The sequence below is a fragment of the Pseudomaricurvus sp. HS19 genome (assembly GCF_009857815.1).
GTDB lineage: Bacteria > Pseudomonadota > Gammaproteobacteria > Pseudomonadales > Cellvibrionaceae > Pseudomaricurvus.
Genome location: NZ_WVVW01000001.1, coordinates 1,518,969 through 1,545,637, shown reverse-complemented (window position 1 = coordinate 1,545,637; position 26,669 = coordinate 1,518,969). Strand labels below are relative to the sequence as shown.

Sequence of the window (26,669 nt, the reverse complement as noted above, 5' to 3'; positions counted from 1 at the left end):
TTTGCAGAGGACGAGTTATGAGTAAGCAGCGCGTCGTAGTCGTTGGAAACGGCATGGTTGGTCACAAGTTTATCGATAACCTGATAAACCACGAAAAGGCCGATCAGTATGAAATTGTGACTTTCTCCGAAGAGTCACGTCTGGCCTATGATCGGGTGCAGCTGAGCAGCTACTTCAGTGGCGCCACAGCAGCCGATCTGGCGTTGACCGATCGCGAGTACTATCGCGACAACGGCGTGAACTTTGTTCTCAGTGACAAGGTGGTAGAGATTGATCGCGCTGCCAAGGTAGTGGTCACCGAAAGCGGTCGCAAGGAGCCCTACGACAAGCTGGTGCTGGCTACCGGTTCCTTCCCGTTCGTGCCGCCGATTCCCGGTAACGACAAAGAGCATTGCCTGGTGTACCGCACCATCGACGATCTGGGCATGATCAAGGCCTCTGCCAAAGAGAGCAAGGTGGGTGTGGTTGTGGGTGGAGGCCTGCTGGGCCTGGAAGCGGCCAATGCCATCAAGAACCTGGGGCTGGAAACCCACGTGGTGGAATTCGCGCCGCGCCTGATGGCCGTGCAGCTGGACGAAGGCGGCGGCAAGCTGCTGCGTCGCAAGATTGAAGATCTGGGTGTGAAGGTACACACCGAGAAGGCCACCACTGAAATTGTGGTTGGTAAAGAGTGTCGCTATCGCATGAATTTTGCCGATGGCAGCCACCTGGAAACCGACATGATCCTCTTCTCCGCCGGTATCCGTCCGCAGGATGAGCTGGCGCGCAAGTTTGAACTGGAAGTGGGTGAGCGTGGCGGTATCGTTGTGAACGATAACTGCCAGACCAACGACAAGGACATCTACGCCATTGGCGAGTGCGCCCTCTGGGGCGGTCGTATCTTTGGTCTGGTGGCTCCCGGCTACACCATGGCCAAGGTGGCGGTATCGCAGATCACCGGCGGTGATGAGCTGTTCCAGGGTGCCGACATGAGCACCAAGCTGAAGCTGATGGGTGTGGACGTGGCCAGCATTGGCGATGCCCATGGTAATACCCCCGGTGCCCAGTCCTACACCTACAACGACGAGATTGAGCAGGTCTACAAGCGTTTGATCATCTCCGAAGACGGCACCCGCGTCGTGGGTGCGGTACTGGTGGGTGATGTCGACGCCTACGGCAACCTGCTGCAGATGATGCTTAACGACATGGCCCTGCCCGAGAATCCGGCGGCCCTTATCCTGCCGTCCACCGGAGATTCCGCCTCCGTGGGCCTGGGTGTGGACGCGTTGCCGGACAGCGCCCAGATCTGCTCCTGCTACGACGTCACCAAGGCTGATATCAAGGCCGCCGTCGCCGCCGGTTGTACCGACATGGGCGGCATCAAGTCTGCCACCAAGGCTTCCACCGGTTGTGGTGGTTGTGCGGCGCTGGCCAAGCAGGTGATGGATGCCGAACTGGCCAGCCTCGGTTACGAAGTGAAGAACGATATCTGTGAGCACTTCGCCTACTCCCGCAAGGAGCTGGCCGATATCGTTCGCGTGAAGCAAATCAAAACCTTTGACGAGCTGCTGGAAAGCCACGGTCACGGCCTGGGATGCGAAATCTGTAAGCCTGCCGTGGGCTCTATCCTGGCGTCTTTCTGGAACGACTATGTGCTGAAAGATGAGCACATCGGTCTGCAGGACACCAACGATATCTTCCTCGGTAACATGCAGAAAGATGGTACCTACTCCATCGTACCGCGTGTGGCTGGTGGCGAGATTACGCCGGAAAAACTGATCGTACTGGGCGAGGTGGCGAAGGAGTACAACCTCTACACCAAGATCACCGGTGGCCAGCGTATCGACCTTTTCGGTGCCCAGTTGCACGAGCTGCCGCTGATCTGGAAGCGTCTGGTGGATGCCGGTTTCGAAACCGGTCACGCCTACGGCAAGTCTGTGCGTACCGTGAAATCCTGTGTGGGTAGCACCTGGTGCCGCTACGGCGTCGACGACAGCGTCGGTTTCGCCATCGATATCGAAGACCGCTACAAGGGCCTGCGTTCGCCGCACAAACTCAAGTTTGCGGTGTCCGGTTGTACCCGTGAGTGTGCCGAGGCGCAGTGTAAGGATGTGGGTGTCATCGCCACCGAAAACGGCTGGAACCTCTACGTCTGCGGTAACGGCGGTATGCGTCCACGTCACGCTGACCTGTTTGCTTCCGACCTGGATCGCGAAACCCTGATCAAGTATGTGGATCGCTTCCTGATGTTCTATGTGCGTACCGCCGATCGCCTGCAGCGTACCTCGGTGTGGCTGGAAAACCTGGAAGGTGGCCTGGAGTACCTGCGTGACGTGATCATCAACGACAAGCTGGGTATTGCTGAAGAACTGGAAGCCGATATGGCCGCCAATATTGCCAACTACCAGTGCGAGTGGAAGACCACCGTTGAGAACCCTGAGCGTCTCAAGCGCTTCAAGCACTTCATCAACTCCGATGAGGCGGACAACAGTCTGGCCTATGTGCTGGAGCGCGGTCAGCGTCGTCCGGCTACCAAAGAGGAGCGGGTGCAACTGGTGGAGCTGGTGGACTGAGCCGGCTTGTCCCCGGAAACCATTGAAGCAATTACCTGAACCTAAACAAATAACCTGAACGGGGCAGTGAGCTGCCCCTTCATCGCGGACCGGGCCCGGGTGGGTCATCCGCAAGTGAACGGAGCTAACACATGAGCGACTGGATTACTGTGTGCAGTGAAAGTGACCTGACCCCCAACACTGGCCTCTGCGCGCTGCTGGGTGGTGAGCAGGTGGCTGTTTTTTACTGCGGCAAAACCCGCAAGCTGTTTGCGGTTTCCAACTATGACCCTATAGGCGAAGCCAATGTGCTGAGCCGAGGCATTATGGGTTCAATTGGCGAGGCCACCGTGGTGGCGTCACCTCTGTACAAGCAACATTTCAATCTCGAGACCGGTGAGTGTCTGGAGGATACCGAGCATAAGCTGAAGACTTACCCGGTGCGTCTGCACGAGGGTGAGGTTCAGATGCAGGCCGCTTGACCTGATCGAGCATTTAAGTTGTTCTCTGCACTTTGGGGCGCCTTTGCGCCCCTTTTTTTTTGCCAGGGTGGGCATCGTCAGAAAATAGTTGCACAACACACCCGGGAGCCCATTACTGACTCACCACTCACCACTCACCACTCACCACTCACCACTCACCACTCACCACTCACCACTCACCACTCACCACTCACCACTCACCACTCACCACTCACCACTCACCACTCACCACTCACCACTCACCACTCACCACTCACCACTCACCACTCACCACTCACCACTCACCACTCACCACTCACCACTCACCACTCACCACTCACCACTCACCACTCACCACTCACCACTCACCACTCACCACTCACCACTCACCACTCACCACTCACCACTCACCACTCACCACTCACCACTCACCACTCACCACTCACCACTCACCACTCACCACTCACCACTCACCACTCACCACTCACCACTCACCACTCACCACTCACCACTCACCACTCACCACTCACCACTCACCACTCACCACTCACCACTCACCACTCACCACTCACCACTCACCACTCACCACTCACCACTCACCACTCACCACTCACCACTCACCACTCACCACTCACCACTCACCACTCACCACTCACCACTCACCACTCACCACTCACCACTCACCACTCACCACTCACCACTCACCACTCACCACTCACTCCTTACCCCGTCATCGCGAGGCGTGTTTTTTGCGCCGCGGCGATCCATGCCTGGCACCTTGGAGCAGGCCAAAGTACGGAGATGGATTGCTTCGCTGTGCTCGCAATGAGGATTGCTGTATGCATTGCTGCCACTCGCCACTCACTCCTTACCCCGCCATCGCGAGGCGTGTCTTTTGCGCCGCGGCGATCCATGCCTGGCACCTTGGAGCAGGCCAAAGTGCGGAGATGGATTGCTTCGCTGTGCTCGCAATGAGGATTGCTGTATGCATTGCTGCCACTCGCCACTCACTCCTTACTCCGTCATCGCGAGGCGTGTCTTTTGCGCCGCGGCGATCCATGCCTGGCACCTTGGAGCAGGCCAAAGTGCGGAGATGGATTGCTTCGCTGTGCTCGCAATGACGATGGCTGTATGCATTGCTGCCACTCGCCACTCGCCACTCGCCACTCACTCCTTACTCCGTCATCGCGAGGCGTGTCTTTTGCGCCGCGGCGATCCATGCCTGGCACCTTGGTGCAGGCCAAAGTGCGGAGATGGATTGCTTCGCTGTGCTCGCAATGACGATGGCTGTATGCATTGCTGTCACTCGCCACTGCCGAATGCTAACCTTGCGGTCCCGGAATCTGCGGAGTTAGCGCCTCATGGCTTCAGTATTGAGCATCCCCGACCTTTCTCACATTATCCAGCTGGCGGTAGCGCCGGTATTCCTGCTGGCGGGTATTGCGGGTTTCCTCAACGTGATGACAGGCCGTCTGGGGCGTATCGTGGATCGGTCTCGGGTACTGGAAGAGCGGTTGGATGCCTGCCTCGAAGAGAAGATGGCGGAGCGCGCCGAGGCGGAGCTGAAGTTACTGCAGCGCCGCATGGGGTTGAACAACTGGTCCATCGGCTTCTGTATCCTGTCGGGCCTGCTGATCTGCCTGCTGGTAACGACCCTGTTTGTGGGTGGTTACTGGGGAATCAATATCCGCGCCGGCATTGTGCTCTTTTTTGTGCTGGCGATGATGTCACTGATTGTGGCGCTGGTACTGTTCCTGAAAGAGACTCATCTGGCGATCCGCACCTTGCGCCAGCACCGGGAGCGCCGCAGCTGAATTTCCCGGATGCGAGATCCGGGGCCGCACTGCAGCTCTTGCCGGCCTGATCTGGGCGCCCCTCTGCCGTTGTCGGCGTGACGGACGCTGATTACCCTGACTCAGGACTTGTTCAGGGGGCAGGTGTTCAGGCCCACCAACTTGTAGAGGGGGCAAAATCCCACCACCCCTGTAATCAGTGGCACCAGTCCCACCAATCCCCACAGGCTTTGCGGGCCGGCTACGGTCAGGCTGAGCAGGGCCAGGCCTGCAATCACACGAATAATCCGGTCGGCGGTTCCTTCGTTGGCTTTCATCATCTGTTCCTCGGTGGATGCCCGGGCAGGGCGGCGTATACAACAGTGTAAGGTGGTTGTGCGCTGTGACCATTGATTTACATCAGCTCGGGTACGGGTGTGGCCGGGATAATCTAAGCTGTCTGGTAGTGGTGCTGCCCGGTGTGCCGGATGGTGATTGCATTGGCAGGCAATGTCTCTTTAGTATTGAGGCCAGTTCTGAAGACTGCTGCGCGGATGGAAACCGTGTCGTCGGTGTGCTGTCCAATGCTACCGCTGTGCGCAGTGTGCTCTCCTCCTCCCGGAGGCCAGCCGATGGCTCAACAGGAGTTACATGTCAGAAAACTGGATAGAAATTAACGATCTGCACTTCAGTCACGGCCCCCGTAAAATCCTCGAAGGTGTTGATGTCGCCATTCCCAGGGGCAAGGTAACCGCCATTATGGGCCCCAGTGGCTGTGGCAAAACTACCCTCCTGCGCCTGATAAGCAGCCAGTTGCGGCCCTCGTCCGGTACTATCCGGGTGGGGGGGGCCGAGATCAGCAGGCTCGAGCGGGGTGAGCTGTTCCGCCAGCGGCGCCGCATGGGCATGATGTTTCAGACCGGCGCCCTGTTTACCGATCTTTCCGTATTTGAAAACGTCGCCTTCCCGTTACGGGTGCACACCAATCTGCCGGAGAGCATGATCCGGGATCTGGTGTTGATGAAGCTGCATGCCGTCGGCTTGCGCGGCGCGCGGGATCTGATGCCGGCTGAGCTCTCCGGCGGCATGGCTCGGCGGGCAGCGCTGGCCCGGGCCATTGTCCTCGACCCTGACCTGATCATGTACGACGAGCCTTTTACCGGCCAGGACCCGATCTTTGTCGGCCTGCTGCAGCACCTGATCCGGCGCATCAACCAGACCATGGGTTGCACCTGCATTATCGTCTCCCACGATATCAAGGAGACGCTCTCTATCTCCGATTACATGTATGTACTGGCAGACGGCCGGGTGATTGGCCATGGCGAACCGGAAACCGTCATCAACAGTGATAACGAGCACGTGCGCCAGTTTCTGCAGGGACTGCCGGACGGTCCTGTGCCTTTCCACTATCCGGCCATGGATTACCATCAGGACCTGCATCTGCGCGGGAGTTTGCAACAGGAAGGAGGGCGCTGAATGCTGGATTACCTGCAGCGCCTCGGCCGCCAGGGTATGGATGTGGCCTCCGGCTTTGGTCGGGCGGGCATACTCTTCTGGCAGGCACTCTGGGGCTGGCCTGACCTGCGCGCCGGTCCGGGATTGCTGTTGCGCCAACTCTATTTTGTCGGTGTCTACTCGCTCATCATCATTGCGGTGTCCGGTGTGCTGATAGGCATGGTGCTGGCACTGCAGGGCTACACCGTATTGGTTCGGTTTGGCGCCGAAGCGGCCCTGGGGCAGTTCGTGTCCCTGACCCTGCTGCGGGAGATGGGACCGGTGGTGGCAGCTTTGCTGTTTGTGGGGCGCGCGGGTTCGGCGGTGACTGCCGAGATCGGCCTGATGAAGGCGACCGATCAATTGGCGGCCATGGAGATGATCGGTGTCGACCCCCTGAAACGGGTCATCCGGCCGCGCCTGTGGGCGGGCATTATCTCCATGCCCATTCTGGCGCAGGTTTTTAACATGGTGGCCATCTGGGGCGCGGTGGCCGTGGGTGTGAGCTGGCTGGGTGTGGATGCCGGTTCCTTCTGGTCCAATATGCAGAATACGGTTGAGTTTCGTGAGGACGTACTCAACGGCGCCATCAAGGCAGTGGTGTTTGGCATCGTGGTGACCTGGATCGCGGTGTTCCAGGGGTACGATGCCGTGCCCACCTCGGAGGGGATCAGCACTGCCACCACCCGCACGGTGGTCTATTCCTCCCTGGCGGTGCTGGCCATGGATTTTCTGCTCACAGCAGTCATGTTCGGAGTAAAGTGAATGTACTCGCGCAAAATTGAGATCGTGGTGGGAGCCTTTATCCTGCTGGGGATGGTGGCGCTGGCCTTTCTCGCCATCCAGGTGAGTGGCCTGAGCGTGAAATCCGCGGCCCGTGATACCTATCAGGTGACCGCCAAATTCAATAACGTCGGAGGCCTTACGCCGCGCGCCAAGGTGAGTATCGCCGGGGTGACGGTGGGGCAGGTGACGGCGATTCGCCTCGACCCACTGAGTGTGCGGGCAGAAGTGGTGATGGCGATTGATAATGACGTCGACTACCTCACCAGTGACAGTATCGCCGCCATCAAAACCGCCGGCGTACTGGGTGAGCAGTATGTCAGTATTGCCGTGGGCGGGGCGCCGGATGTGCTGGAAGACGGTGGTGCCATTACCGATACCCAGTCGGCGCTGGTACTGGAGGACCTGGTGGGCAAGATGTTAACAACCATGGGAGGGGAGAAATAATGATGGCACACCATTGCTGGAAACGGCTTCTGGCCGCACCGTTGTTGCTTCTCTGCCTGGCGACGGTTGCCCGCGCCGCGGATATCGATCGCAAGGATCCGGTGGCGATGGTGCAGCAGGCCACCGAGTCGCTGTTGCAGTTGGCGCGTGATGCCCGCAGTTACGCCCCGGCAGACAAACCCCGTTACTACCATGAAGTGTCCGGTGTGCTGCACCCGGTGATCGACACGGAATATTTTGCCCGCGGTGTGATGGCCACCTACGCCAGCGCCCGGGTCTACAAATCCCTCGGCAGCGATGCGGAGCGGGAGGCGTTCAAGGCACGGGTGAGTCGTTTCGCCGATACCATGGAGCGGGTGCTGATTGAGACCTACGCCGATGTGCTGCTCACCTTTGAGGGGGAGCGTATCGATGTGGTGCTGGTGCCGGGCGATGATATCAGTACCGGCAAGGCCAGGGTGCAGCAGACCATCTATACCAAAGAGGGCAACGCCTACGTGGTGCAATACAGCGCTTACCGCAACAAGGGTGGCGAATGGCAGATCTACAATGTGGTGGTGGAAGGGGTCAATATGGGGGCGACCTATCGCTCCCAGTTTGCCGACGCCGTAGAGCGTAACGGCGGCGACGTCGATTATGTGGTGGATAACTGGCAGTCCCTGATGGGTCAGGCTGCCCGCAGCAAGTCGGGCAGTAAGTCTCCGCAGCAGGACAGTGCAGGGCAGGGGGGTTGATGAACGCTGTTGCCAGCCTTGAATTTGGTGGTGACACACTCTACGTGCAGGGGGTGGTGGATTTCCATTCTGTGGTAGCTCTGCTGCACGCCGGCAACGACTGGTTGCGACAGCAAGCGCCGCCCAGCTGCCAGCTGGACTTCTCCCGTATCACTTCCTGTAACAGTGCAGCCACTACCCTGTTGTTGAGCTGGCTGCGAACGGCTGCAGACGTTGATAAGCAGGTGCGGGTCAGTGCGTTGCCTGAACGCCTGCGATCCCTGATGGATCTGGGCGGGCTGCAGGATCTGGTACCTGCCGCCGGGTAAACTGCAACAACGCCGTCAGATTGCCTGCCCATTCCTTCTCTGCTTGCAGTAAGATGCACTTCCGCAAGGCAGTAAACTGGAGACCAACGGATGCGCAAAACCAAAATTATCTGCACCATCGGACCGGCAACCGAAAGTTACGAGATGCTGGAGAAGCTGGCGCAGGCGGGCATGAATGTGGCCCGTCTCAACATGTCCCACGGCAGCCATGAGGCGCACGCCGAAGTTATCAAGCGCATCCAGACCCTCAACACCCGCCTCAATTACCCGGTGGCGATCCTGCTGGATACCCAGGGGCCGGAAATTCGCACCGGTGAGCGCGACAGCAGCCTCGACCTGAAGCAGGGTGATGTTATCTCCGTGGTGGCACGTGGTGCCGAGGATGTGGAAGAGCACTCCTTGATGGTCAACTACGAAAACCTCATTGAAGACATGCAGGTGGGCGACAAGCTGACCGTGGACAACGGCCTGATCAACCTGGAGATCCTGGAGAAGGATCACCGTGTCATGCGCTGCAAGGTGGTGGATGGCGGCGTGCTGAAGAGCAAGCGTCACGTGAACCTGCCGGGCATCCGGGTGAACCTGCCGGCGATTACTGAAAAGGATCGCGCCGACATCGCCTTCGGGCTGGAGATGGACGTGGACTATATCGCCCTGTCGTTTGTGCGTGAGGCCCAGGATATCGAGCAGTTGCATGAACTGCTGGGCAGCAAGTGCGACAAGGTCAAGGTGATCGCCAAGATCGAGGACCAGGAGGGTGTGCGCAATATCGATGACATCATCGACAAGGCCGATGGCATTATGGTGGCGCGCGGCGACCTGGGTGTGGAGGTGGATTTCTGGGAGTTGCCCAATATCCAGCGCCGCATCGTGCGCAAGTGCGCCATGCAGGGCAAGCGGGTGATTGTTGCCACTCACCTGCTGGAGTCGATGATCGACAACCCCATGCCCACCCGCGCCGAAGTGACCGATGTGGCCAACGCGGTCTATGAAGAGGCGGATGCGGTGATGCTCTCCGGTGAGACCACCGTGGGCAAGTACCCGGTCAAGTGCGTGGAGAATATGGCCCGGATCGCCGCCAGTATCGAGCGCCATCGCGGTCTGCGTTTTACCGACGGGCTGCTTAAAAACCACCCCAAACAGAATCTGGCTGCCAGTGCGGTGCATTTGGCCGATTCACTGGGGGTGAAGGCCATTGTGGTGATTACCCGTCGCGGGCGCATGGCCAACTATGTCACCAACTGTCACCCGGTGACACCGAGTATTCACGCCTTTACCAACGATGGCCGTACCCGCCGGCAGCTGGCGCTGAACCGCAATGTTTACGCCCACAAGCTCTCCTTCAGTCGCGACCCGGAAAAAACCCTCAGCAAGGCCTTCGCGTCGCTGCTGGAGCAGTCGGGATTTCATGAGGGGGATCAAGTGGTGGTGATCTCTGATGCGCTGGGGGTATCCGGCAGCGGGGTGGATGCCATCCAGGTGCGGGAGCTGTGCCACGATACCGAGTGAGAGATTCGGTGCGTTGACCAGCGGTTTCCGCAACCACACGGAAACCGCTTCGAACTGAACACGTCGCCCGGCCTTGCAGCCGGGCGATTTGTGTTCAGACTCTGGTAAGACCTTGCTGAACATGGAGGATCGGCTGTGCATCTCAATCAACTGGAAAGGCAGTTACCGTCCCTGAAATCCCTCTCCGCCGGCCTCGATCGACTGGTGCAGGGGCATCTGTGGGTGAAGGTGTTGATCGGCCTCGGGCTGGGTGTGATCACCGGCGTGCTGCTGGGGCCAGACCTGGCGCTGGTGTCGCAGGATACCGCTATGGTGGTGGCCAACTGGCTGGCGCTGCCGGGCAAGCTGTTCCTGGCGTTGGTGCAGATGATCGTGGTGCCGCTGGTGTTCGCCTCTATTGTGCGTGGGCTGACCGCCTCTTCGGACATCAACCTGCTCAAGCAGATGGGCTTGCGCAGCGGCCTTTTCTTCCTGGCGATGACGGTGCTGGCATCCCTGATCGGATTGAGTTTGGCCGGCCTGATTAATCCCGGCCACTACGTGGATCGTGAAGCGATGCAGCATCTGGTGGAGCAGGAAGCGGTGACTGCGGATGTGGCAGCGTTTGCCTTGCCGTCACTGGGGGAGGTGCCGACCCGGCTGATGGGGCTGTTGCCTGCCAACCCCCTGCAATCCATGGTCAATGGCGAGATGCTGCAGGTGATCCTGTTTGCTGTGATCGTGGGTATCGCCCTGATATCCATGGATACCGACAAGAGCGGGCCGATTTTCAGCCTGGTGGTGGCGGTGCAGGAGTTGTGCATGAAGGTGGTCTCCTGGGCCATGAAGCTGGCGCCCTATGCGGTTTTTGGATTGGTGGCCCGGCTGACGGCGATGGTGGGGCTGGATATTCTCACCGGCATGCTGGTGTACATGGTGACGGTGGTGCTGGGTCTGCTGTTGCTGGCATTGATCTACCTGCTGATTGTCCGGTTACTCAGCGGGATGACGGCCCGTGTGTTCCTGCAGGAGACCCGGGAGTTACTGTTGCTGGCGTTTTCCACCTCCAGTTCGGCGGCGGTGATGCCGCTCTCCCTGCAGACGGCGGAGAGTCGCCTGAAGGTTCCGGAGCAGGTCACCAAGTTTGTGATCCCCCTGGGAGCTACGGTGAATATGACCGGCACGGCGCTCTACCAGGGTGTGGCTGTGGTGTTCCTGTCGCAGGTGTTTGCGGTGGACCTGGATGTGATGAGCCTGGTGCTGGTGGTGTTTATGAGTGTGGCCGCGGCGGTGGGTTCACCGGCGACACCCGGTGCAGGCATTGTCATCCTGGCCATGATTCTGGAGTCCGTCGGCATACCTTCCGTGGGCGTAGCACTGCTGCTTGGCGTGGATCGCATCCTCGATATGGTGCGTACGGTGGTTAATGTGATGGGCGACCTGTGTGCCTGCCTGCTTTTGCGCAATGTGCGACTCAAGGTGCCGGCGGTGAAAGCGGTTCCAGTGGAGTAATAGTAGTATCGTGCTCTATGGTGGTGCGGCGACGGATGAGGCTCATGGTTTTTTGGCAGATGGCTGAACCTGCTTCTGCTGGTTTGTGTGTTTATATGGTGCGCTATTGCACTCTATGTGTGCCTTATTTTTCTTTGATGGATGGTGTAATTTTATAACCTATTGATAAGAAAGGGAGTTTTACTTTGGCATGATCTCTGCTTTGTGGGCGTCAGGCGTGACGTAAACTGGAGATTGGCGTTATGAGTACAGCAGAGAAGTTCAACCTGTTCTCGTTCACCGGCAAGATGAAAATACTTCATCTCAGCTGGATGGCATTTTTTATTACCTTCGTGGTGTGGTTTAACGCCGCACCGCTGTTGCAGTCCATCAAGACCTCCCTGGGTCTGACCACCGCTGAGATCAAAACCCTGTTGATTCTCAATGTGGCATTTACCATCCCGGCCCGTGTGCTGATCGGTATGCTCACGGACAAATATGGCCCGCGGCTGGTCTACTCCGCGCTGCTGGCGGTCTGCTCCATACCCTGTTTCATGTTCGCGGTGGCTGATAACTTTGTGCAGGCGGCCATTGCCCGTTTTGCCCTCGGCTTTATCGGTGCCGGCTTTGTGATCGGGATTCGCCTGGTGTCGGAGTGGTTCCCCCACAACGAGCTGGGTACCGCGGAAGGCGTCTATGGTGGCTGGGGTAACTTTGGCTCCGCGGCGGCGGCCTTTACCCTGCCTACCGTTGCGTTGATGTTTGGCGGTGATGACGGCTGGCGCTATGCCATCGGTATTACCGGTGTCATGAGCCTGCTGTTTGCCTTCGTCTTCTACAACTCGGTTTCCGATACTCCCAAGGGTTCCACTTACTTCCGCCCCAAAAACCTGGGTGCGATGGAAGTGACTTCCAAAGGCGATTTCTTCTTCCTGTTGATCATGAAGGTGCCGATGTACGCGGCCCTGGCTCTGCTGGCCTGGAAGCTCTCTCCTGCCGGCGTCAAGTTGTTGAGTGATGGTGTGGTAAACGCCATCTACATTGGTCTGACGTGCCTCTACCTCTACGATCTCTCCCACGTGTGGCGGGTGAACAAGAATATTTTCAAGGAGCCGGTGCCTGAAATTCAGCGCTACAGCTTCAAGCAGGTAGCGGTGTTGAATATCCTTTACTTCGCCACCTTTGGCTCCGAGCTGGCAGTGGTTTCCATGTTGCCGCTGTTCTTCTCGGAAACCTTCGAGCTGACCCCGGTGATGGCAGGTATGGTGGCGTCTGCCTATGCCTTTATGAACCTGATGTCCCGCCCGGGCGGTGGCTGGTTGTCCGACAAGTTCGGGCGCAAGCCAACCCTGCTGATTCTCACTGCAGGCCTGGCCGTGGGTTACTTCATGATGGGGCAAGTGGACAGCTCCTGGCCGCTGTGGCTGGCCGTGTTTGCCGCCATGGCCTGTTCTTTCTTCGTGCAATCCGGTGAAGGTGCTGTGTTTGCGGTAGTGCCGTTGATCAAGCGTCGTCTCACCGGTCAGATTGCCGGCATGACCGGTGCCTATGGTAACGTGGGTGCGGTGGTTTATCTGACGGTTTTGTCGCTGGTGGATTACAGCACCTTCTTCTACGTGATCGCCGGTACAGCAGTGGTTGGCTTTGTTACCCTGCTCTTTATGGAAGAGCCGTCCGGGCAGATTGCTGAAGTGAATGAAGATGGTACCGTTGCTCTGATTGATGTGGCAAAAGCCTGAGTCTGAGCAAGCTCGCACCTGTTGAGGGTGCAGAGTGAATTTACGGAGCGGCCATCACTGATGGCCGCTTTCGTTTGTGAAGGAAACAGTTCTGGATGGAAGCTGCATGACGATGGAGCAGGCGGTGGCACCGGCCGGGGTGCTGCGGGCGGAGGTCGGTGGCTTCAGTAGCCCCGGGCCCAAAGAGCGCAATGAAGATGCCTTTGCGGCCAAGCTGCCGGTCAGTCAGTCGGCGGTGGTCTACAAGGGTATTGTGGCCTGTATCGCGGATGGCGTGAGTTGCAGTGATCGCGCCCAGCAGGCCAGCATTACCAGCGTTACGCAATTTATCGAGGATTACTACAGTACGCCGGACAGCTGGAGTGTACGTAAATCTGCCGCCCGGGTTCTCACCTCCCTCAACAGTTGGTTGTATTTCCATGGCCAGCAGGGATCGCAGCGCCACAACGGTTTGGTGACCACCTTTTCGGCGGCGGTTCTGAAATCCAATACCGTGCATCTGCTGCACGCTGGTGACAGTCGTATCTGGTGTTTGCGGGATGGTCAGTTGCAGTTGTTGACCCGCGACCACGCCCACGCCAACCGCGGCGGCAAGAGTTTTATTACGCGGGCGCTGGGCATGGACAGTCACCTGGAGGTGGACTATTCCACCGAGCTGCTCGAAGTGGGAGACCTGCTGCTCTTTACCACCGACGGTGTGCATGAGTTCCTCTCTCCGGAACGTTTACAGCAGTTGCTGCAGCAGCCCTGTGAGTCACTGGAGCAGTTGGCGCAATATATTGTTGAACAGGCCCTGGCCGCCGGCAGTGACGATAATCTCAGCTGCCTGCTGCTGCGGGTGTGCGAGTTGCCGCAGGCGGATGTGGATGAAGTGCACCGGCAGCTGACCGAACTGGTGATCCCGCCGGTGATGGACGTGGGTAACCGCATTGATGAGTTTGAAGTGCTGCGGGTGCTCTATAGCGGGACCCGCAGCCATCTCTACCTGGTGAAGTCCAGCCGCAATGGGCGCCGCTTTGTGCTCAAGGCGCCTTCCGCCAATTTTGCCGAAGACCCGCAGTATCTTGAGGGTTTTATCCGCGAGCAGTGGGTGGGGCGGCGGCTCAACAGTCCGCGGGTGATGAAAATTCACGAGCGTCCGGCTGACTCCCGTTTTCTCTATCACTTGTGTGATTTCGTTGAAGGGCAGACCCTGCGCCAGTGGATGATTGATCATCCGCAGCCGGCACTCGAAACCGTGCGTAATATCGCCGATTCTATTGTTCGCGGCGTGCGGGTATTCCAGCGTATGGGTATGGTGCATCGCGACCTGAAGCCGGAGAACATCATGCTGACACCGCAGGGCGAAGTGGTGATTCTGGATTTTGGTACGGTAAAGGTGGACGGCCTGGAGGAGATTGCCAGCCCGCTTGAGGACGAGGTGCCGGTAGGTTCCGTGGACTACATCGCGCCGGAGTACCTGCGTGGTGAGGCGGGGGTTCATCAGTCGGACATTTTCTCGATCGGTGTCATTGTGTATGAAATGCTCACCGGTCATCTGCCGTACCGCACGTCCGCCGCGCAACAGCGCAACCCGCAGCGCTACCAGGACTGGACCTACCTGTCGGCGCGCAGCTTTCGGAGTGACCTGCCGGAGTGGATGGACCTGGCGCTGGAGAAAGCCTGCGCGGCCTCATTGCCAGCCCGCTACAGCGTGATGTCCGAATTTATGGCGGACCTGAAAACCCCCAACACCTCACTGCTGCAGACGCGCCATGCCGCGCCGCTGATGCAGCGCAACCCGGTGCTCTTCTGGCAGTGGGTGGCAGGGCTGTTGTTGGTGATCGTCCTGCTGGAGGCCTGGTGGATTTTACGCTGAGCCTGTCAGGGACGGTGAGGCTGTGACTGCTGTCCGGCCAGCTCTTCCGGCGTGTTGAGGTTGATAAACGGATCCCCGTCCCGATCATCAAAGGCCGCCAGGCTGTGTGACGTGCTGTCCAGAAAACGCAGCATGCGGCGCTCGCCGTCCTCCAGATAGCGCCGCAGCTGTGATGCCACAGAGCGGTGCCAGAGGCTGCAGGTCGGATGCAGGCGCTGTTGGTACACCGGCACCACCACGCCGCTGCCACTCTCCCACGCCCTGATCAGGCTCGCCAGCAGGTCCGCCGGTATACCGGGGGTATCCACGGCGCAGCTCAGCAGCCACTCATCCGTGGAGTATTGCTGTAACCACTCCAGTCCTGTCAGTACACCGCCCAGCGGACCGGCATCAGTGATGGTGTCGCTCAGCTGCGGCACGGTTGCGGGCAGGGCGTCAATGACGGTATTGGTGCTGACAAGCACCTGCCTGCATTGGCTTTGCAGCAGGCCCAGAAGATGATCCACCAGTCGCACGTTACCCCAGGCCAGCAGCGCTTTGTTGCTGCCCATGCGGCGCGACCGGCCCCCGGCCAGCAGCAGGGCAGAGGTATTGTCTGGTGACGGAGGGGGGGGGGAAGGGCTCATAGCTCTGGTCATTGCGGGTGCACCAGCCATTTAACCACGCCTGATTTTGACGGGGAATAGGAGTACAATTTTCGCCTGTTTTTACTTTCCTGTCGGTGCTTTGCCCATGATGGATCTCGAACAAATACGCCGCGATTATCTGCAGGGTGGCCTGCGTCGCAATGATTTGGCTGATTGCCCCATTCAACAGTTCGAGAAATGGTTGCGCCAGGCCATTGATGCCGGCCTGCCGGATCCGACCGCCATGACCGTAGCGACGGTAGCGCCGGATGGACAACCCAGTCAGCGTATTGTGCTGCTCAAACACGTCGATACGGCGGGCTTTGTGTTTTTTACCAATTACGGCAGCCACAAGGCCAAAGACCTGGAGCAAAACCCGTTGATCAGCCTGCACTTCCCCTGGCACCCGCTGGAGCGGCAGGTAAAGATCTGCGGTCGGGCGCAGAAGGTGAGTACCGCTGAGTCGCTGAAGTATTTCGCCTCGCGACCCAAGGAGAGCCAGCTGGCGGCCTGGGCCTCGGCCCAGAGCCGGCCTATTTCGTCGCGCCAGCTGTTGCTGCAACAATTCAATGCTATGAAAGAGAAGTTCAGCCACGGCCAGATTCCGCTGCCGGATTTCTGGGGTGGATTTCGCGTGGTGCCGAGCTCTATCGAGTTCTGGCAGGGTGGGTCCAACCGCCTGCACGACCGCTTTCAATACACGCGCGCTGGCGATGGCTGGCAGATCGAACGGCTGGCGCCCTGAGCGGCATCGTTGTGCAGAGGAATCATGTTATGCGTTATGTGTCCATGACAGGCACCGGCGGTCCGGAAGTCCTGCAACTGGATGAGATGGAGGCACCGCAGCCGGCTGCCGGTGAAGTGGTGATCCGGGTCGCCTTTGCCGGCGTCAACCGCCCGGATGTACTGCAACGGCAGGGCGGTTATCCGGCGCCCCCAGGCGCGTCGCCGGTATTGGGGCTGGAAGTGTCGGGCCAGGTCTGTGCCGTGGGTGCAGGCGTGACAGCCTTCAGTGTGGGTGACCGCGTCTGTGCACTTACCAATGGCGGTGGCTATGCGGAGCAGGTGGCGGTGGCTGCCAGTCAGTGCCTGCCGGTTCCGGAGGGCCTGTCGTTACAGCAGGCAGCCGCCATTCCCGAGACGTTTTTTACTGTTTGGAGCAATGTCTTCGAGCGCGGCCGCTTGCAGCCCGGTGAGACCCTGCTGATACACGGCGGTGCCAGTGGCATCGGCACCACCGCCATCCAGATGGCGAGAGTGATGGGGGCGAGGGTGATCGTTACCGCCAGTTCCCGGACCAAGTGCGATGCCTGCAGTGAGCTGGGCGCCGATCTCGCCATCAACTACAGCACCCACGATTTTGTCGAAGAGGTGAAGTCGTTTACCGATGGCCGCGGCGCGGATGTCATACTGGATATGGTGGGTGGCGACTACATTGCCCGCAACCTGAAAACGGCGGCAGTGGAAGGTCGCATTATCAACATTGCCTACCTGCGTGGCTCCAAAGTGGAGATCAACCTGATGCCGGTGATGCTGAAGCGGTTGACGCTGACCGGCTCTACCTTGCGTTCGCAGTCCCTGCAGGCCAAGGCCGCTATTGCTGCTGCCCTGCAGCAACAGATCTGGCCGAAGCTGGCCGCGGGCGAGCTGGCGCCGTGCATGGCAGGCGTCTTTCCGCTGCAGCGAGTGGCCGATGCCCACCGCCTGATGGAAAGCCACGATCTGATTGGTAAGCTGGTGCTGGAGATGCCCGTCGCGGGTTGAGTCTCTGGCTAAGGCTTTAGATAGTCTGGCAGAGGCTTTGCAGGTTTTTCTGTTTACAGCGCGGTTTGTGGGTGGCCAGCCATTTTCGGGGCTCACACCTGACCGTTTTGGCGCACTGCACCAGCCCCGTGGGTCGGGACTGTGCGCCGGCTTCCTGCGCCCGGCAGAGTGATCCGGACGCACGGGTATTGTAAATCCCGAATTCAAAACACGTATCAGACAGTGAGGTCAGACCATGGAACAACGTGAAGTAGTTGTACTGAGTGGTGTACGCACCGCCGTAGGCACCTTTGGTGGCAGTCTCAAGGATATCCCGCCTACGGACCTGGCCGGGCTGGTGGTGAAGGAGGCTTTGGAGCGCGCCGGTGTCAGCGGCAGTGACATTGGTCATGTGGTGATGGGGAATGTGACCCACTCCGACCGGCGTGACATGTATATGAGCCGGGTGGCGGGGCTCAAGGGCGGTGTGCCGGAATCCACACCGGCACTGACGGTGAATCGTCTCTGTGGATCCGGTCTGCAGGCCATTATCTCGGCCGCGCAATTTATCTTGCTGGGCGATGCCGAGGCCACGGTGGCCGGCGGGGCCGAGTCCATGAGCCGTGTTCCTTACTGGTTGCCGGCGGCCCGCTGGGGCGCGCGCATGGGTGACGGGGCCATGGTGGACGCCATGACCGCGGCGCTGACCTGTCCCATGGGTGATACCCATATGGGTATTACCGCCGAAAATGTGGCGGAAAAATGGGGTGTCTCCCGTGAAGAGCAGGATCAGTTGGCAGCAACCAGTCACAACCGTGCACAGAACGCCATCGAGCAGAACTATTTTGCCAGCCAGATTCTGCCGGTTGAGGTGAAGACACGTCGAGGCATGGTGAAATTTGAGGTGGATGAACATGTCCGCTTTGATGCGACGGCAGAGGATATGGCGAGCTTGCGGCCGGTGTTCAAAAAAGATGGCTCTGTAACCGCGGGCAATGCTTCCGGCCTCAACGATGCGGCAGCGGCGCTGGTGCTGATGGAGGCTTCGGTGGCGGCAGCCAGGGGTCTGAAGCCCATTGCCAAATTGAAAGGTTATGCGTTTGCCGGTGTGGAACCCAAATATATGGGCATCGGTCCGGTGCCGGCAGTTAAGACATTGCTGGACAAGGCCGGGCTCAGTGTCGCGGATATCGATACCTGGGAGGTTAACGAAGCCTTTGCGGCGCAGGCGTTGGCGGTGGCCAAAGATCTGCAGATTCCGGCGGACAAGCTCAACCCCAACGGCTCGGGGATTTCACTGGGCCATCCTATCGGTGCCACGGGTGCCATTATCAGTATCAAGGCGCTCTATGAGTTACAGCGTATCGGTGGTCGTTACGCAGTGGTAACCATGTGTATCGGCGGCGGTCAGGGGATTGCGGCGCTGTTCGAGAGCGTGGCCTGATGGACCAGCCGGCGCGGTGTTAATGCCCGGCTTCACTGGTGCATGTCAACGAGCTGCGCCAGTGAACCTGTCAGTGAGACAGATCCGACGATCTGCAGAAGCCCACAACAGCCTACCTGCAACCGCAAGGGGCCGCAGTCAACGTCTGCTTCTCAGAGGTGTACGCCACCACCCGGCGTGCAAACGCCAGGTGGTGGGTGATCAGGTTTGAACGTTATTTTATGGCAACGACGTTCTCTGCCTGCGGGCCTTTTTTGCCCTCAGTGATGTTGAATGCGACTTTCTGACCTTCGGCCAGGGTTTTGAACCCGTCGGACTGAATTGCGCTGAAGTGGACGAAAACGTCCGGGCCGGATTCCTGGGCAATAAATCCAAATCCCTTGGCTTCGTTAAACCATTTCACTTGTCCGGTGTGTGTTGTTGCCATAACTTAACTCTCGAATGTAGCTATCAAGAATCCTGCAGCGAGCCGCAGGGGTAAAACCAGGAAAACAGGGTGGAAATCAGAAGAGCGAGACAAGAAGGTGCCGAACGGCGCTGCAGGAGGTCGTGTTTTAACGGGGAGTGTCAGACGACCACTGCAAAAAGAGCCGGAGAATCTGCGGGCAGAGGCTTCGGTCTTGCGTGTCGCTGATCGGTGCTTCTTTAACACAGCTAGCATAGATAACGGCGCAGCTTTTCTTACCAACCAAACTTTCTGGGAAAAGATTTCACGAGAACCGATTTTGTTGGTAGCAGAATTGCTGTTCGCAAAACCAATAATTCTCCCGAAAGATCGTAGCAAGAGAAATATGGATTTGCCTAGTTAGAATATGATCAGTTTTTAGCACGTTTTGTTCGATCAAAAACGGTGCTAAAACGAGTAATTTATAATGAAGCGCTATATGGTGTTATCCGGACACCGTTGGAGGTAAAAAAAGCATGCAGCAGGCGGTGGAAAAAAGCTGTGTTGTCCTGATTGGTATGCCCGGTGCCGGCAAGAGTACGTTGGGTGTGATGCTGGCCAAGACCCTGGCCAAGGATTTTGTCGATACCGATCTTCTGATCCAGAACCGGGCCGGTAAAACATTGCAGTCAATTCTCGATGAAGAGGGTTATCTGGTACTGCGGCAACTGGAAGCAGAGACCCTGTTATCACACCAGTTTCACAATCAGGTGGTAGCAACCGGCGGCAGTGCCGTCTACAGCGAAGCTGCCATGGAGCATCTGGCGCGCACCGGAGTACTGGTTTACCTGCAGGTGCCTATCGGGGAGCTGCGCCGTCGTATCACCGATTACGAGACCCGGGGTATCGCGGCGCTACCGGGTCAGCCCTTTGCCGATCTGTTCGCCGAGCGACAGCGGCTCTATCAACGTTTTGCCGATATCACCGTTGACGTTGGGGACTGTTCCCAGCAGGAGGCCCTGCAGCGGGTGCTGGCGGAACTCCAGGCCAGGGCTTGAGGCATCAGTTGTTACGGCTGGCGGATTCCAGCGGCAGCGCAGTGGTGTACTTGACTTGTTTCAGCGCAAAGGTGGAATTGATGGAGGCCACGTTGGGCAGGTGTACCAGCGTTTGCTTAAGCAGCTGCTCATAGTGATCTACGCTTTCTACTACTACACGCAGCATGTAATCCTTGTCGCCGGTGGTGGAGTAGCATTCGACAATTTCCCGCACCTCCTGCACGGCTGTCTCAAAGGCGTTGAGGGAGGTTTCGTCGTGGCTCTTGATGGTCAGGTAGGCATGCACGGTGACGCCCAGGCGTAACATCTTGGCATCCAGCAGGGTGACTTTGCCGCGGATAAAACCGTCATTCTCGAGTCGTTTGATCCGCCTCCAGCAAGGAGTGTGGGAAAGACCGACCAAATCCCCCAGCTCGTTCATGGAGTAGTCGGCGTTCTCCTGCAGTGCGCGCAGGATCTTGATGTCAAAATCATCCAGCTGGTGGGTGTCAGCCATGGGGTGCCTCTTATTGTCTGGTGAGCTGACCGTATGCGCCGGCCCTGACAGAGTCTGAGTATAGAAGGAGTTGTGTCTGCCGCCATTGGCGGGCAGTAAGCGAACTCTGCTGCAGCTTAGTATAGACGCTGTCCGGTAAAGTATCCCCGAGATCTTCTCTGCGGGAGGACAGAGCTTTATCCGGCGTTGTGTCTGGCGACGGATAGGGGGTGTCCGGGAGGGCGGTTTGCGTGGCAGGGCAGGCAGCGGATGGTGGAGGGATGGTGTAAGATACGCGGCCTCGACGCCAGGAGCTTGCCGGCGCCTTATCTTCCGCTTCGCAGAGAACTTGCTATGTTATTTGACGTGTTTCAGCCCCTGCCTGCCGACCCGATTCTGGGTCTTTCCCTCGCCTACCAACAGGATACCAACCCGCACAAGGTGGATCTGGGCGTAGGGGTCTACAAGGATGAAGCGGGGCGCACGCCGGTACTGGAGAGTGTGAGTATCGCCCAATTGCGACTGCACGAGGCGGAAGAAACCAAGAGCTACCAGGGCCCGGCGGGCAACGTGCAGTTCAATGCCCTGCTGCAGGCGCTGATCTTCGGCGCTGACAGCCCACAGCAAGCCCGCATCCGTACCCTGCAGACTCCCGGTGGTTGCGGCGCATTACGGGTGGCGGCGGAGCTGATTGTGAAAGCCAGTCCCGACGCTACCATCTGGGTCAGCGACCCCACCTGGGCCAACCACATTCCGTTGCTGGGCAGTGCCGGTCTGCAGATTCGTACCTACCCCTATTACGACCCTGACACCAAAGGTCTCAAGCGGGACGAGATGATGGCGACCCTGGCGCAGGTGCCGGCGGGTGACCTGGTGCTGCTGCACGGCTGCTGTCACAACCCCTGTGGTGCCGACCTCAGCCACGACGATTGGCAGCAGATCGCCGACATGGCCAATCGCCAGGGCTTCACTCCCTTTGTCGACCTGGCCTATCAGGGCTTTGGCGATGGGCTGGATGAGGACGCCTATGGCGTGCGCCTGCTGGCGGCCCAGGTGCCGGAGATGCTGGTGGCCAGTTCCTGCTCGAAAAACTTTGCCCTCTACCGCGAGCGTACCGGCGCCATTGCCGTGATGGGAGCCAACGAAACCCAGGCGCAAAACACCTTCACCCATTTGCAAAGTATCGCCCGTGGTATCTATTCCATGCCGCCGGCGCACGGCGCGTCGCTGGTGGAGATGATTTTGTCGGACAGCGCACTGCGCCAGCAGTGGCAGTTGGAGGTACAGGGCATGCGTGAGCGTATTCACAGCCTGCGCCACCAGCTGGCCGATGCCCTGCGTCCCTATGGCGACTTTGATTTCATTCCCCAGCAGCGCGGTATGTTCTCTTTCCTTGGCCTGAGCGAAGCCCAGGTGCAGCGCCTGCAACAGGAATTCAGTGTCTATATGGTGGGCTCCAGCCGCGTCAACCTGGCAGGCATCAACGCCGCCAACCTGCCGTACCTGGCTGAGTCAATTGGCAAGGTGTTGTAAGAAGGTCTATCGCCAGCGATCGGCGGCCTGCTGGTCGCTGTCGCGGGCATCCACCCAGCGCTGGCCATTGTCAGTCTGCTCCCGCTTCCAGAAGGGGGCTTTGGTCTTGAGAAAGTCCATGATGAATTCGCAGGCGGCAAAGGCTTCACCGCGGTGGGTGCCGGAAACCCCCACGAACACAATCTGGTCCGAGGGCAGGAGTTCCCCCACCCGGTGCAGGATCACAATACGTCGCAGCTGCCAGCGTTCGCTGGCCTGCCTGGCGATATCCTGCAACACCTTCTCAGTCATGCCGGGGTAGTGCTCCAGAAACATGGAGCGCACTTCACTGGCCTGGTTGAAGTCACGCATCAGACCCACAAAGCTGCAGATGGCACCGATGGCCGGGCTGTCGGCGCGCAGGCGTTCGTACAGCTCCGCCTGGGAGAAATCGGCGCTCTGTACCATCACCTCAATGTGGCAGGCTTCACTCTGGCTCATCTCAACCTCCGGTGACCGGGGGGAAGAAAGCAACCTCTTCACCGCCCTGTAAAGGGGTGTCCCAGTCGGCGATGCCCTGGTTTACCGCGGCAAAGATGCCGTCGGCCCGCAATGAGTTGCGCCACTGGGGGCCGCGTTCACAGAGCTGGTCGCGCAGGGCGCCCAGGGTGCGGATGGCGGGGGTAAACTCCAGCTGCTCCTCGCCCAGGCCGAGTTCATCCCGCAGGCGGGCGAAGTAGAGGATTGTCAGGTTCATGCCGGGGTGCTCCCGTCAGCCTGCCAGTGACCGGATTTACCACCGATCTTTTCCAGCAATCGCAGGTCGCCGATTACCATGCCCTTGTCGACGGCCTTGCACATGTCATAGAGGGTGAGGGCAGCGACGGAGACGGCGGTCAGGGCCTCCATTTCCACCCCGGTCTGGCCGCTGAGTTTGCAGGTGGCTTCGATGCGTACACGGCTGTGTTCGGGCTGGGGCTCCAGCTCCACCTTAATACCACTCAGCATCAGGGGGTGGCACAGCGGGATAAGGTCGGAACACTTCTTGGCGGCCTGGATGCCGGCGATTCGGGCTACAGCCAGTACATCGCCTTTCTTGTGGCCGCCTTCAAGGATCAGCTGCAGCGTGGCGGGCTGCATGGTGACGAAGCCTTCAGCGGTGGCTTCACGCTGGCTGGGGAGTTTGTGGCCCACATCCACCATGTGGGCCTGGCCCTGCTCGTCCAGATGGGTAAGTTTGCTCATAGTTAACAGCACGGTCTGAATGAGCGGCCATCATAGCCCATGCCCTGTTGCAATTCGAGGTAAGGGCCGGGCGATAGGGCTGGTTCAGAGTATGCGCGAGTAGCTGACCGGCTGCGGTGCCTTGAGGTAGGCGTCAAAGGCCATGCAGATACGGCGGATCAGCAGGCGACCCTCACTGCAGACCTGAAGACCCTGCTCGTGCAGGGTAATCAGGCCATCGTCTGCCAGCGGCTTGAGCTCCTGCAGGGCACCGGCGAAGTAATCGCGGAAATTGATCCCGTAGGCGTGTTCGAAGGGGTGGAAGTCCAGCTCAAAGTGACAGATCAGCTGGTTGATCACCGCCTGCCGCAACAGATCGTCGTCGGTCAGGGTCAGTCCCTTGAAAGAGGGGGCGCGGCCGGCGTCGAGAGCGGCAGTGTAGCTGGGAATATCCTTGTAGTTCTGCACAAAGATGGAGTCGATGGCGCTGATGGAGGAGACACCAAAGGCCAGCAGGTCGCAGTTACCGTGGGTGGCGTAGCCCTGGAAGTTGCGTTGCAGCAGGCCCTGTTCCTGGGCGATGGCCAGCGGGTCGTCGGGTTTGGCGAAGTGATCCATGCCGATGTAGACGTAGCCGGCAGCCTGCAGGCGTTCGATGGCGTGGCGCAGGATATTGAGCTTCACCTGGGGCTCCGGCAGCGCCGAGGCGTCCATCTGCTTCTGGCTCTTGAACAGGTGGGGCAGGTGGGCGTAGTTGAACAGTGACAGGCGCTGGGGGCCCAGCTCGATTACCTGCTCCAGGGTGGCGGCCACGGTCTCTTCGGTCTGGTGGGGCAGGCCGTAGATCAGGTCCATGCTCAGGGAGTGGAAACCCTCAGCCCGGGCACGCTCACTCAGGGCCGCCACTTCTTCGACGCTGTTAAAGCGGTTGACCGCTTTCTGCACCTGCGGGTTGAAGTCCTGCACACCCATGCTCAGGCGGTTGAAGCCCAGCTCCCGCAGCACCGCCAGGGTGTCGGGGCTGAGGCCGCCGGGGTGAATCTCGATGGAGTACTCACCGCTGTCGTCGTCCAGCAGGGTGAAGTGCTTGCGGGTCTCCGCCATCAGCTCACGTTTTTCGGTGTCGCTGATGTAGGTGGGGGTACCGCCGCCCCAGTGCAACTGGTGCACCGGGCGGCTGCGATCAAACTGCGCCGCACGCAGTTCGATCTCTTTAAACAGACTGTCCAGGTAGGGACGGGCGCGTTTGCGGTTGGCGGTGACAATCTTGTTGCAGCCGCAGTAGTAGCAGATGGTGTCGCAGAAGGGGATATGGAAATAGAGCGACAGCGGGCGTGCTGCCTCGTTGCTGCGATGGATGGCTGCCTCCACTTCGCCTGCCGGGTAGCTCTCCACGAACTGCGGGGCGGTGGGGTAGGAGGTGTAACGGGGGCCGGCCAGATCGTAGCGTTGGATCATGGCCTGGTTCCATTGCAGCTTGGAGATTGACATAGGCGCCTCGGCAACAGGTTCAGCGAGGCATTGTAGAGGGGTGGGCGGGGAGCGCCTTGATGTGCGTCAACGGCACCCGGGTGGGTGCCGCAGGAGGTTGGCAGGCCCCGGGTTATCAGGGACTTTCGCTGAACACCATGGAAGCAGTGACAGGCACGGCGATGGCAATGGAAGGCAGGCCTGCGACTTCACGCAGCTGCTCAATACCATTCACCAGATTGAAGTCGGTGGCGTTGATGACAATAGGCTGTTCGGTGGTCACCAGCAGGGCATCATCGTCCAGGCCGGTAATACGCAACGTAGCGGGCAGTACTTTGGTTACGCCGTGCAGGTTGAGGCTCAGCTCCACCGGCAGCAGTGTGGTGTCGCCGTCGTCCAGGTCCTTGAAGCTTTTCGGGTCCAGTTGCGCGGTGATGGTGGCGTTTGGAAACTGATCTACTTCAAACAGCATATCGCTCATGCGCTGGTCGCGGATATCGATATTGGTGGCCACGCTGCTGAGGTCGATGGTGAGAGTGACGGCTCCGGATTTACTGACGGTTCCCTGCAGGGCTTTGAAGCTGTGCACTTCACCGATAAAGCCTTTTTTGATGGAGACAAAATTGAGACTGGTCTGCTTGTTGTCGAGAATCCAATCGGCCCAGCTGCTGGCTGCCAGCAGGCTAAGGGAGAGGGCGGCGGCGTGTTTGAGTGTGCGGCGGTAATTCATAGAGGCTCCTTGTTATCAATCCAGGCCGTATTCTGTTGGCTATCGGCGTTGATCATAGCGCAGTGGTGGGGGAGCGTCAGGTGCTATTGTGATTTGCGCTGTATCCGCTTGCCGGAGGTGGGAAGTGAGGATGGGTTGGCCCGCGTGCGCGGGCCGGGAATTGATCAGAAATAGAAGTTGACGCCGACGTTGTAACCGTCGATTTCTACCTCGTCCTTGTCGTAGTAGTTGACGTACTCGATAAAGACACTGACGTTGTCGTTGGGATTGACTGCCAGGCCTGCCCCATAGGAGAAGTCGCTGCCGGAGTCGTCGCCACTGGCGGAATAGCCGTAGTCAACCAAGCGTACATCGTACTCAATACTGGCGTAGGTCACGCCGGCGATCACGTAGAGCTCAACGGCGTCCAGTGGCAGGATGGCTTTGGCGAATCCGGAGACCACGTAATCAATCTCCGCCGTGGCGTCGACCCGCTCGCCGTAAATGGATTCACGGGTACTGTCATCGCCAACGCCCAGGCCCAAGCGTGTCTCCAGTGCCAGGTGCGGAGTCAGGCGATAGCCTCCCTGTGCCTGGAGCGCAGAGAGGTCCAGCTCGGACAAGCCGCTCTCCTTGTAGCTGGTTTGGGCGTAGCTGGCGCCGGCGTACCAGCCGGAATCCAGGGCCAGGGCCGGAGTAGCGGTGAGAAGAGAGAGCAGGGCTCCAAGGGTGACGGTCTTTGTTGCTTTCATGGATCTTCCTTTAATGTTGTTTTTTTCCTGCCTGCACGGCGCAGTCTGGTGCGGGCGCCTTGTGCAGGCGCAGGTATGCTATAAAGAAAAATGTGCCATAACAACCTTGGTCCTGCACTCGGGGGAGTGGTGATGCAGTGGGCACCGGGCGATAGCTTCTGTTTT

Annotated in this window: 28 protein-coding genes; 18 read left to right on the top strand and 10 right to left on the bottom strand. The window is 59.0% G+C overall.

Going from position 1 to position 26,669, the window contains the following annotated elements; all coding sequences use genetic code 11:
• Positions 1-17: 17 nt before the first annotated feature.
• From nirB to GSF27_RS06950, 4 genes are all read left to right on the top strand, one after another.
• Complete coding sequence (gene nirB / locus GSF27_RS06965; RefSeq protein ID WP_160967036.1) at positions 18-2,552, top strand: nitrite reductase large subunit NirB; 2,535 nt, start codon at positions 18-20, stop codon at positions 2,550-2,552.
• Between the two features lie 131 nt (positions 2,553-2,683).
• Positions 2,684-3,013, top strand: a complete 330-nt coding sequence (gene nirD, locus GSF27_RS06960; protein ID WP_160967034.1) for a nitrite reductase small subunit NirD — start codon at positions 2,684-2,686, stop codon at positions 3,011-3,013.
• Between the two features lie 88 nt (positions 3,014-3,101).
• A complete protein-coding gene (locus tag GSF27_RS06955) occupies positions 3,102-3,821 on the top strand; it encodes a hypothetical protein (protein ID WP_160967032.1) in 720 nt (239 codons plus the stop codon).
• A 532-nt stretch (positions 3,822-4,353) separates the two neighbouring features.
• Positions 4,354-4,806: a DUF2721 domain-containing protein gene (locus tag GSF27_RS06950; protein WP_160967030.1), complete on the top strand. Its 453-nt coding sequence runs from the start codon at positions 4,354-4,356 to the stop codon at positions 4,804-4,806.
• A 101-nt stretch (positions 4,807-4,907) separates the two neighbouring features.
• Here GSF27_RS06950 and GSF27_RS06945 read toward each other — a convergent pair whose 3' ends face one another.
• Complete coding sequence (locus GSF27_RS06945) at positions 4,908-5,105, bottom strand: DUF2892 domain-containing protein (RefSeq protein WP_237457358.1); 198 nt, start codon at positions 5,103-5,105, stop codon at positions 4,908-4,910.
• A 310-nt stretch (positions 5,106-5,415) separates the two neighbouring features.
• Between GSF27_RS06945 and GSF27_RS06940 the strand changes: the two genes are divergently transcribed.
• From GSF27_RS06940 to GSF27_RS06900, 9 genes are all read left to right on the top strand, one after another.
• The gene (locus GSF27_RS06940; RefSeq protein ID WP_160967028.1) at positions 5,416-6,240 is read left to right on the top strand and encodes an ATP-binding cassette domain-containing protein; all 825 of its coding nucleotides are present in this window, start codon (positions 5,416-5,418) and stop codon (positions 6,238-6,240) included.
• Positions 6,241-7,023, top strand: coding sequence for a lipid asymmetry maintenance ABC transporter permease subunit MlaE (gene mlaE / locus GSF27_RS06935; protein WP_160967026.1), 783 nt, complete (start codon positions 6,241-6,243; stop codon positions 7,021-7,023). It abuts the gene before it with no gap.
• Positions 7,024-7,488, top strand: a complete 465-nt coding sequence (gene mlaD / locus GSF27_RS06930) for an outer membrane lipid asymmetry maintenance protein MlaD (protein ID WP_160967024.1) — start codon at positions 7,024-7,026, stop codon at positions 7,486-7,488. It begins immediately after the preceding gene.
• A complete protein-coding gene (locus tag GSF27_RS06925; protein WP_160967022.1) occupies positions 7,488-8,222 on the top strand; it encodes a phospholipid-binding protein MlaC in 735 nt (244 codons plus the stop codon). Before mlaD ends, GSF27_RS06925 begins: the two co-directional genes overlap by 1 nt.
• Positions 8,222-8,530, top strand: a complete 309-nt coding sequence (locus GSF27_RS06920; RefSeq protein ID WP_160967020.1) for a lipid asymmetry maintenance protein MlaB — start codon at positions 8,222-8,224, stop codon at positions 8,528-8,530. Before GSF27_RS06925 ends, GSF27_RS06920 begins: the two co-directional genes overlap by 1 nt.
• A 90-nt stretch (positions 8,531-8,620) precedes the next feature.
• On the top strand, positions 8,621-10,039 hold the full coding sequence (pyk, locus tag GSF27_RS06915) for a pyruvate kinase (RefSeq protein ID WP_160967018.1): 1,419 nt from the start codon (positions 8,621-8,623) through the stop codon (positions 10,037-10,039).
• A gap of 135 nt (positions 10,040-10,174) precedes the next feature.
• A complete protein-coding gene (locus GSF27_RS06910) occupies positions 10,175-11,530 on the top strand; it encodes a dicarboxylate/amino acid:cation symporter (protein WP_370462573.1) in 1,356 nt (451 codons plus the stop codon).
• A gap of 242 nt (positions 11,531-11,772) precedes the next feature.
• On the top strand, positions 11,773-13,248 hold the full coding sequence (locus GSF27_RS06905; RefSeq protein WP_160967016.1) for a NarK family nitrate/nitrite MFS transporter: 1,476 nt from the start codon (positions 11,773-11,775) through the stop codon (positions 13,246-13,248).
• Positions 13,249-13,354: 106 nt separating this feature from the next.
• Positions 13,355-15,106 (top strand): bifunctional protein-serine/threonine kinase/phosphatase, encoded by a 1,752-nt coding sequence (locus tag GSF27_RS06900; RefSeq protein WP_202410279.1) that lies wholly within the window; start codon positions 13,355-13,357, stop codon positions 15,104-15,106.
• Between the two features lie 5 nt (positions 15,107-15,111).
• Here the strand turns inward: GSF27_RS06900 and GSF27_RS06895 are convergent, their stop codons facing one another.
• Positions 15,112-15,732, bottom strand: coding sequence for a molybdenum cofactor guanylyltransferase (locus GSF27_RS06895; protein WP_255493711.1), 621 nt, complete (start codon positions 15,730-15,732; stop codon positions 15,112-15,114).
• A gap of 109 nt (positions 15,733-15,841) precedes the next feature.
• Here GSF27_RS06895 and pdxH point away from each other — a divergent pair, with 109 nt between their 5' ends.
• The 3 genes from pdxH to GSF27_RS06880 all read left to right on the top strand — a co-directional run bounded on the left by pdxH (position 15,842) and on the right by GSF27_RS06880 (position 18,919).
• Positions 15,842-16,477 carry a pyridoxamine 5'-phosphate oxidase gene (pdxH, locus tag GSF27_RS06890; RefSeq protein WP_160967566.1) on the top strand — a complete coding sequence of 212 codons (636 nt, stop codon included), beginning with the start codon at positions 15,842-15,844 and terminating at the stop codon, positions 16,475-16,477.
• Positions 16,478-16,506: 29 nt separating this feature from the next.
• Positions 16,507-17,496, top strand: coding sequence for an NAD(P)H-quinone oxidoreductase (locus GSF27_RS06885; protein WP_160967012.1), 990 nt, complete (start codon positions 16,507-16,509; stop codon positions 17,494-17,496).
• A 235-nt stretch (positions 17,497-17,731) separates the two neighbouring features.
• Positions 17,732-18,919 carry an acetyl-CoA C-acyltransferase family protein gene (locus GSF27_RS06880; protein ID WP_160967010.1) on the top strand — a complete coding sequence of 396 codons (1,188 nt, stop codon included), beginning with the start codon at positions 17,732-17,734 and terminating at the stop codon, positions 18,917-18,919.
• Positions 18,920-19,133: 214 nt separating this feature from the next.
• On the opposite strand, the gene GSF27_RS06875 is transcribed toward GSF27_RS06880, so the two are convergent.
• The gene (locus GSF27_RS06875; protein ID WP_160967008.1) at positions 19,134-19,346 is read right to left on the bottom strand and encodes a cold-shock protein; all 213 of its coding nucleotides are present in this window, start codon (positions 19,344-19,346) and stop codon (positions 19,134-19,136) included.
• 494 nt (positions 19,347-19,840) lie between these two features.
• On the opposite strand from GSF27_RS06875, the gene GSF27_RS06870 reads away from it, so the two are divergent.
• Entirely contained in the window at positions 19,841-20,362 is a 522-nt protein-coding gene (locus GSF27_RS06870) for a shikimate kinase (RefSeq protein WP_160967006.1), read from the top strand.
• 4 nt (positions 20,363-20,366) lie between these two features.
• Here the strand turns inward: GSF27_RS06870 and GSF27_RS06865 are convergent, their stop codons facing one another.
• Entirely contained in the window at positions 20,367-20,858 is a 492-nt protein-coding gene (locus tag GSF27_RS06865) for an Lrp/AsnC family transcriptional regulator (protein ID WP_160967004.1), read from the bottom strand.
• Positions 20,859-21,191: 333 nt separating this feature from the next.
• Between GSF27_RS06865 and GSF27_RS06860 the strand changes: the two genes are divergently transcribed.
• The gene (locus GSF27_RS06860; protein WP_160967002.1) at positions 21,192-22,370 is read left to right on the top strand and encodes an amino acid aminotransferase; all 1,179 of its coding nucleotides are present in this window, start codon (positions 21,192-21,194) and stop codon (positions 22,368-22,370) included.
• A gap of 6 nt (positions 22,371-22,376) precedes the next feature.
• Here GSF27_RS06860 and moaE read toward each other — a convergent pair whose 3' ends face one another.
• The 6 genes from moaE to GSF27_RS06830 all read right to left on the bottom strand — a co-directional run bounded on the left by moaE (position 22,377) and on the right by GSF27_RS06830 (position 26,504).
• Positions 22,377-22,850, bottom strand: a complete 474-nt coding sequence (gene moaE / locus GSF27_RS06855; protein ID WP_160967000.1) for a molybdopterin synthase catalytic subunit MoaE — start codon at positions 22,848-22,850, stop codon at positions 22,377-22,379.
• Position 22,851: 1 nt separating this feature from the next.
• Positions 22,852-23,106, bottom strand: coding sequence for a molybdopterin converting factor subunit 1 (gene moaD / locus GSF27_RS06850; RefSeq protein ID WP_160966998.1), 255 nt, complete (start codon positions 23,104-23,106; stop codon positions 22,852-22,854).
• Positions 23,103-23,594 carry a cyclic pyranopterin monophosphate synthase MoaC gene (gene moaC / locus GSF27_RS06845; RefSeq protein WP_160966995.1) on the bottom strand — a complete coding sequence of 164 codons (492 nt, stop codon included), beginning with the start codon at positions 23,592-23,594 and terminating at the stop codon, positions 23,103-23,105. The genes moaD and moaC overlap by 4 nt, the downstream gene beginning before the upstream one ends.
• An 84-nt stretch (positions 23,595-23,678) precedes the next feature.
• Complete coding sequence (gene hemN / locus GSF27_RS06840) at positions 23,679-25,064, bottom strand: oxygen-independent coproporphyrinogen III oxidase (RefSeq protein ID WP_160966992.1); 1,386 nt, start codon at positions 25,062-25,064, stop codon at positions 23,679-23,681.
• A gap of 115 nt (positions 25,065-25,179) precedes the next feature.
• A complete protein-coding gene (locus GSF27_RS06835; RefSeq protein WP_160966990.1) occupies positions 25,180-25,773 on the bottom strand; it encodes a YceI family protein in 594 nt (197 codons plus the stop codon).
• A 164-nt stretch (positions 25,774-25,937) separates the two neighbouring features.
• A complete protein-coding gene (locus tag GSF27_RS06830) occupies positions 25,938-26,504 on the bottom strand; it encodes a porin family protein (RefSeq protein WP_160966988.1) in 567 nt (188 codons plus the stop codon).
• Between the last annotated feature and the right edge of the window lie 165 nt (positions 26,505-26,669).

Bases quoted from the DNA above. Each gene is read 5' to 3' on its own strand.
- nirB (WP_160967036.1), top strand. From the start codon at position 18: ATGAGTAAGCAGCGCGTCGTAGTCGTTGGAAACGGCATGGTTGGTCAC.
- GSF27_RS06900 (WP_202410279.1), top strand. From the start codon at position 13,355: ATGACGATGGAGCAGGCGGTGGCACCGGCCGGGGTGCTGCGGGCGGAG.
- pdxH (WP_160967566.1), top strand. From the start codon at position 15,842: ATGGATCTCGAACAAATACGCCGCGATTATCTGCAGGGTGGCCTGCGT.
- moaD (WP_160966998.1), bottom strand. From the start codon at position 23,106: ATGAACCTGACAATCCTCTACTTCGCCCGCCTGCGGGATGAACTCGGC.
- moaE (WP_160967000.1), bottom strand. From the start codon at position 22,850: ATGAGCCAGAGTGAAGCCTGCCACATTGAGGTGATGGTACAGAGCGCC.
- GSF27_RS06925 (WP_160967022.1), top strand. From the start codon at position 7,488: ATGATGGCACACCATTGCTGGAAACGGCTTCTGGCCGCACCGTTGTTG.
- nirD (WP_160967034.1), top strand. From the start codon at position 2,684: ATGAGCGACTGGATTACTGTGTGCAGTGAAAGTGACCTGACCCCCAAC.
- GSF27_RS06870 (WP_160967006.1), top strand. From the start codon at position 19,841: ATGCAGCAGGCGGTGGAAAAAAGCTGTGTTGTCCTGATTGGTATGCCC.
- GSF27_RS06945 (WP_237457358.1), bottom strand. From the start codon at position 5,105: ATGATGAAAGCCAACGAAGGAACCGCCGACCGGATTATTCGTGTGATT.
- mlaD (WP_160967024.1), top strand. From the start codon at position 7,024: ATGTACTCGCGCAAAATTGAGATCGTGGTGGGAGCCTTTATCCTGCTG.
- GSF27_RS06940 (WP_160967028.1), top strand. From the start codon at position 5,416: ATGTCAGAAAACTGGATAGAAATTAACGATCTGCACTTCAGTCACGGC.
- GSF27_RS06895 (WP_255493711.1), bottom strand. From the start codon at position 15,732: ATGAGCCCTTCCCCCCCCCCTCCGTCACCAGACAATACCTCTGCCCTG.
- GSF27_RS06835 (WP_160966990.1), bottom strand. From the start codon at position 25,773: ATGAATTACCGCCGCACACTCAAACACGCCGCCGCCCTCTCCCTTAGC.
- GSF27_RS06860 (WP_160967002.1), top strand. From the start codon at position 21,192: ATGTTATTTGACGTGTTTCAGCCCCTGCCTGCCGACCCGATTCTGGGT.
- GSF27_RS06880 (WP_160967010.1), top strand. From the start codon at position 17,732: ATGGAACAACGTGAAGTAGTTGTACTGAGTGGTGTACGCACCGCCGTA.
- mlaE (WP_160967026.1), top strand. From the start codon at position 6,241: ATGCTGGATTACCTGCAGCGCCTCGGCCGCCAGGGTATGGATGTGGCC.
- hemN (WP_160966992.1), bottom strand. From the start codon at position 25,064: ATGTCAATCTCCAAGCTGCAATGGAACCAGGCCATGATCCAACGCTAC.
- pyk (WP_160967018.1), top strand. From the start codon at position 8,621: ATGCGCAAAACCAAAATTATCTGCACCATCGGACCGGCAACCGAAAGT.
- GSF27_RS06920 (WP_160967020.1), top strand. From the start codon at position 8,222: ATGAACGCTGTTGCCAGCCTTGAATTTGGTGGTGACACACTCTACGTG.
- GSF27_RS06905 (WP_160967016.1), top strand. From the start codon at position 11,773: ATGAGTACAGCAGAGAAGTTCAACCTGTTCTCGTTCACCGGCAAGATG.
- GSF27_RS06875 (WP_160967008.1), bottom strand. From the start codon at position 19,346: ATGGCAACAACACACACCGGACAAGTGAAATGGTTTAACGAAGCCAAG.
- moaC (WP_160966995.1), bottom strand. From the start codon at position 23,594: ATGAGCAAACTTACCCATCTGGACGAGCAGGGCCAGGCCCACATGGTG.
- GSF27_RS06885 (WP_160967012.1), top strand. From the start codon at position 16,507: ATGCGTTATGTGTCCATGACAGGCACCGGCGGTCCGGAAGTCCTGCAA.
- GSF27_RS06865 (WP_160967004.1), bottom strand. From the start codon at position 20,858: ATGGCTGACACCCACCAGCTGGATGATTTTGACATCAAGATCCTGCGC.
- GSF27_RS06830 (WP_160966988.1), bottom strand. From the start codon at position 26,504: ATGAAAGCAACAAAGACCGTCACCCTTGGAGCCCTGCTCTCTCTTCTC.
- GSF27_RS06950 (WP_160967030.1), top strand. From the start codon at position 4,354: ATGGCTTCAGTATTGAGCATCCCCGACCTTTCTCACATTATCCAGCTG.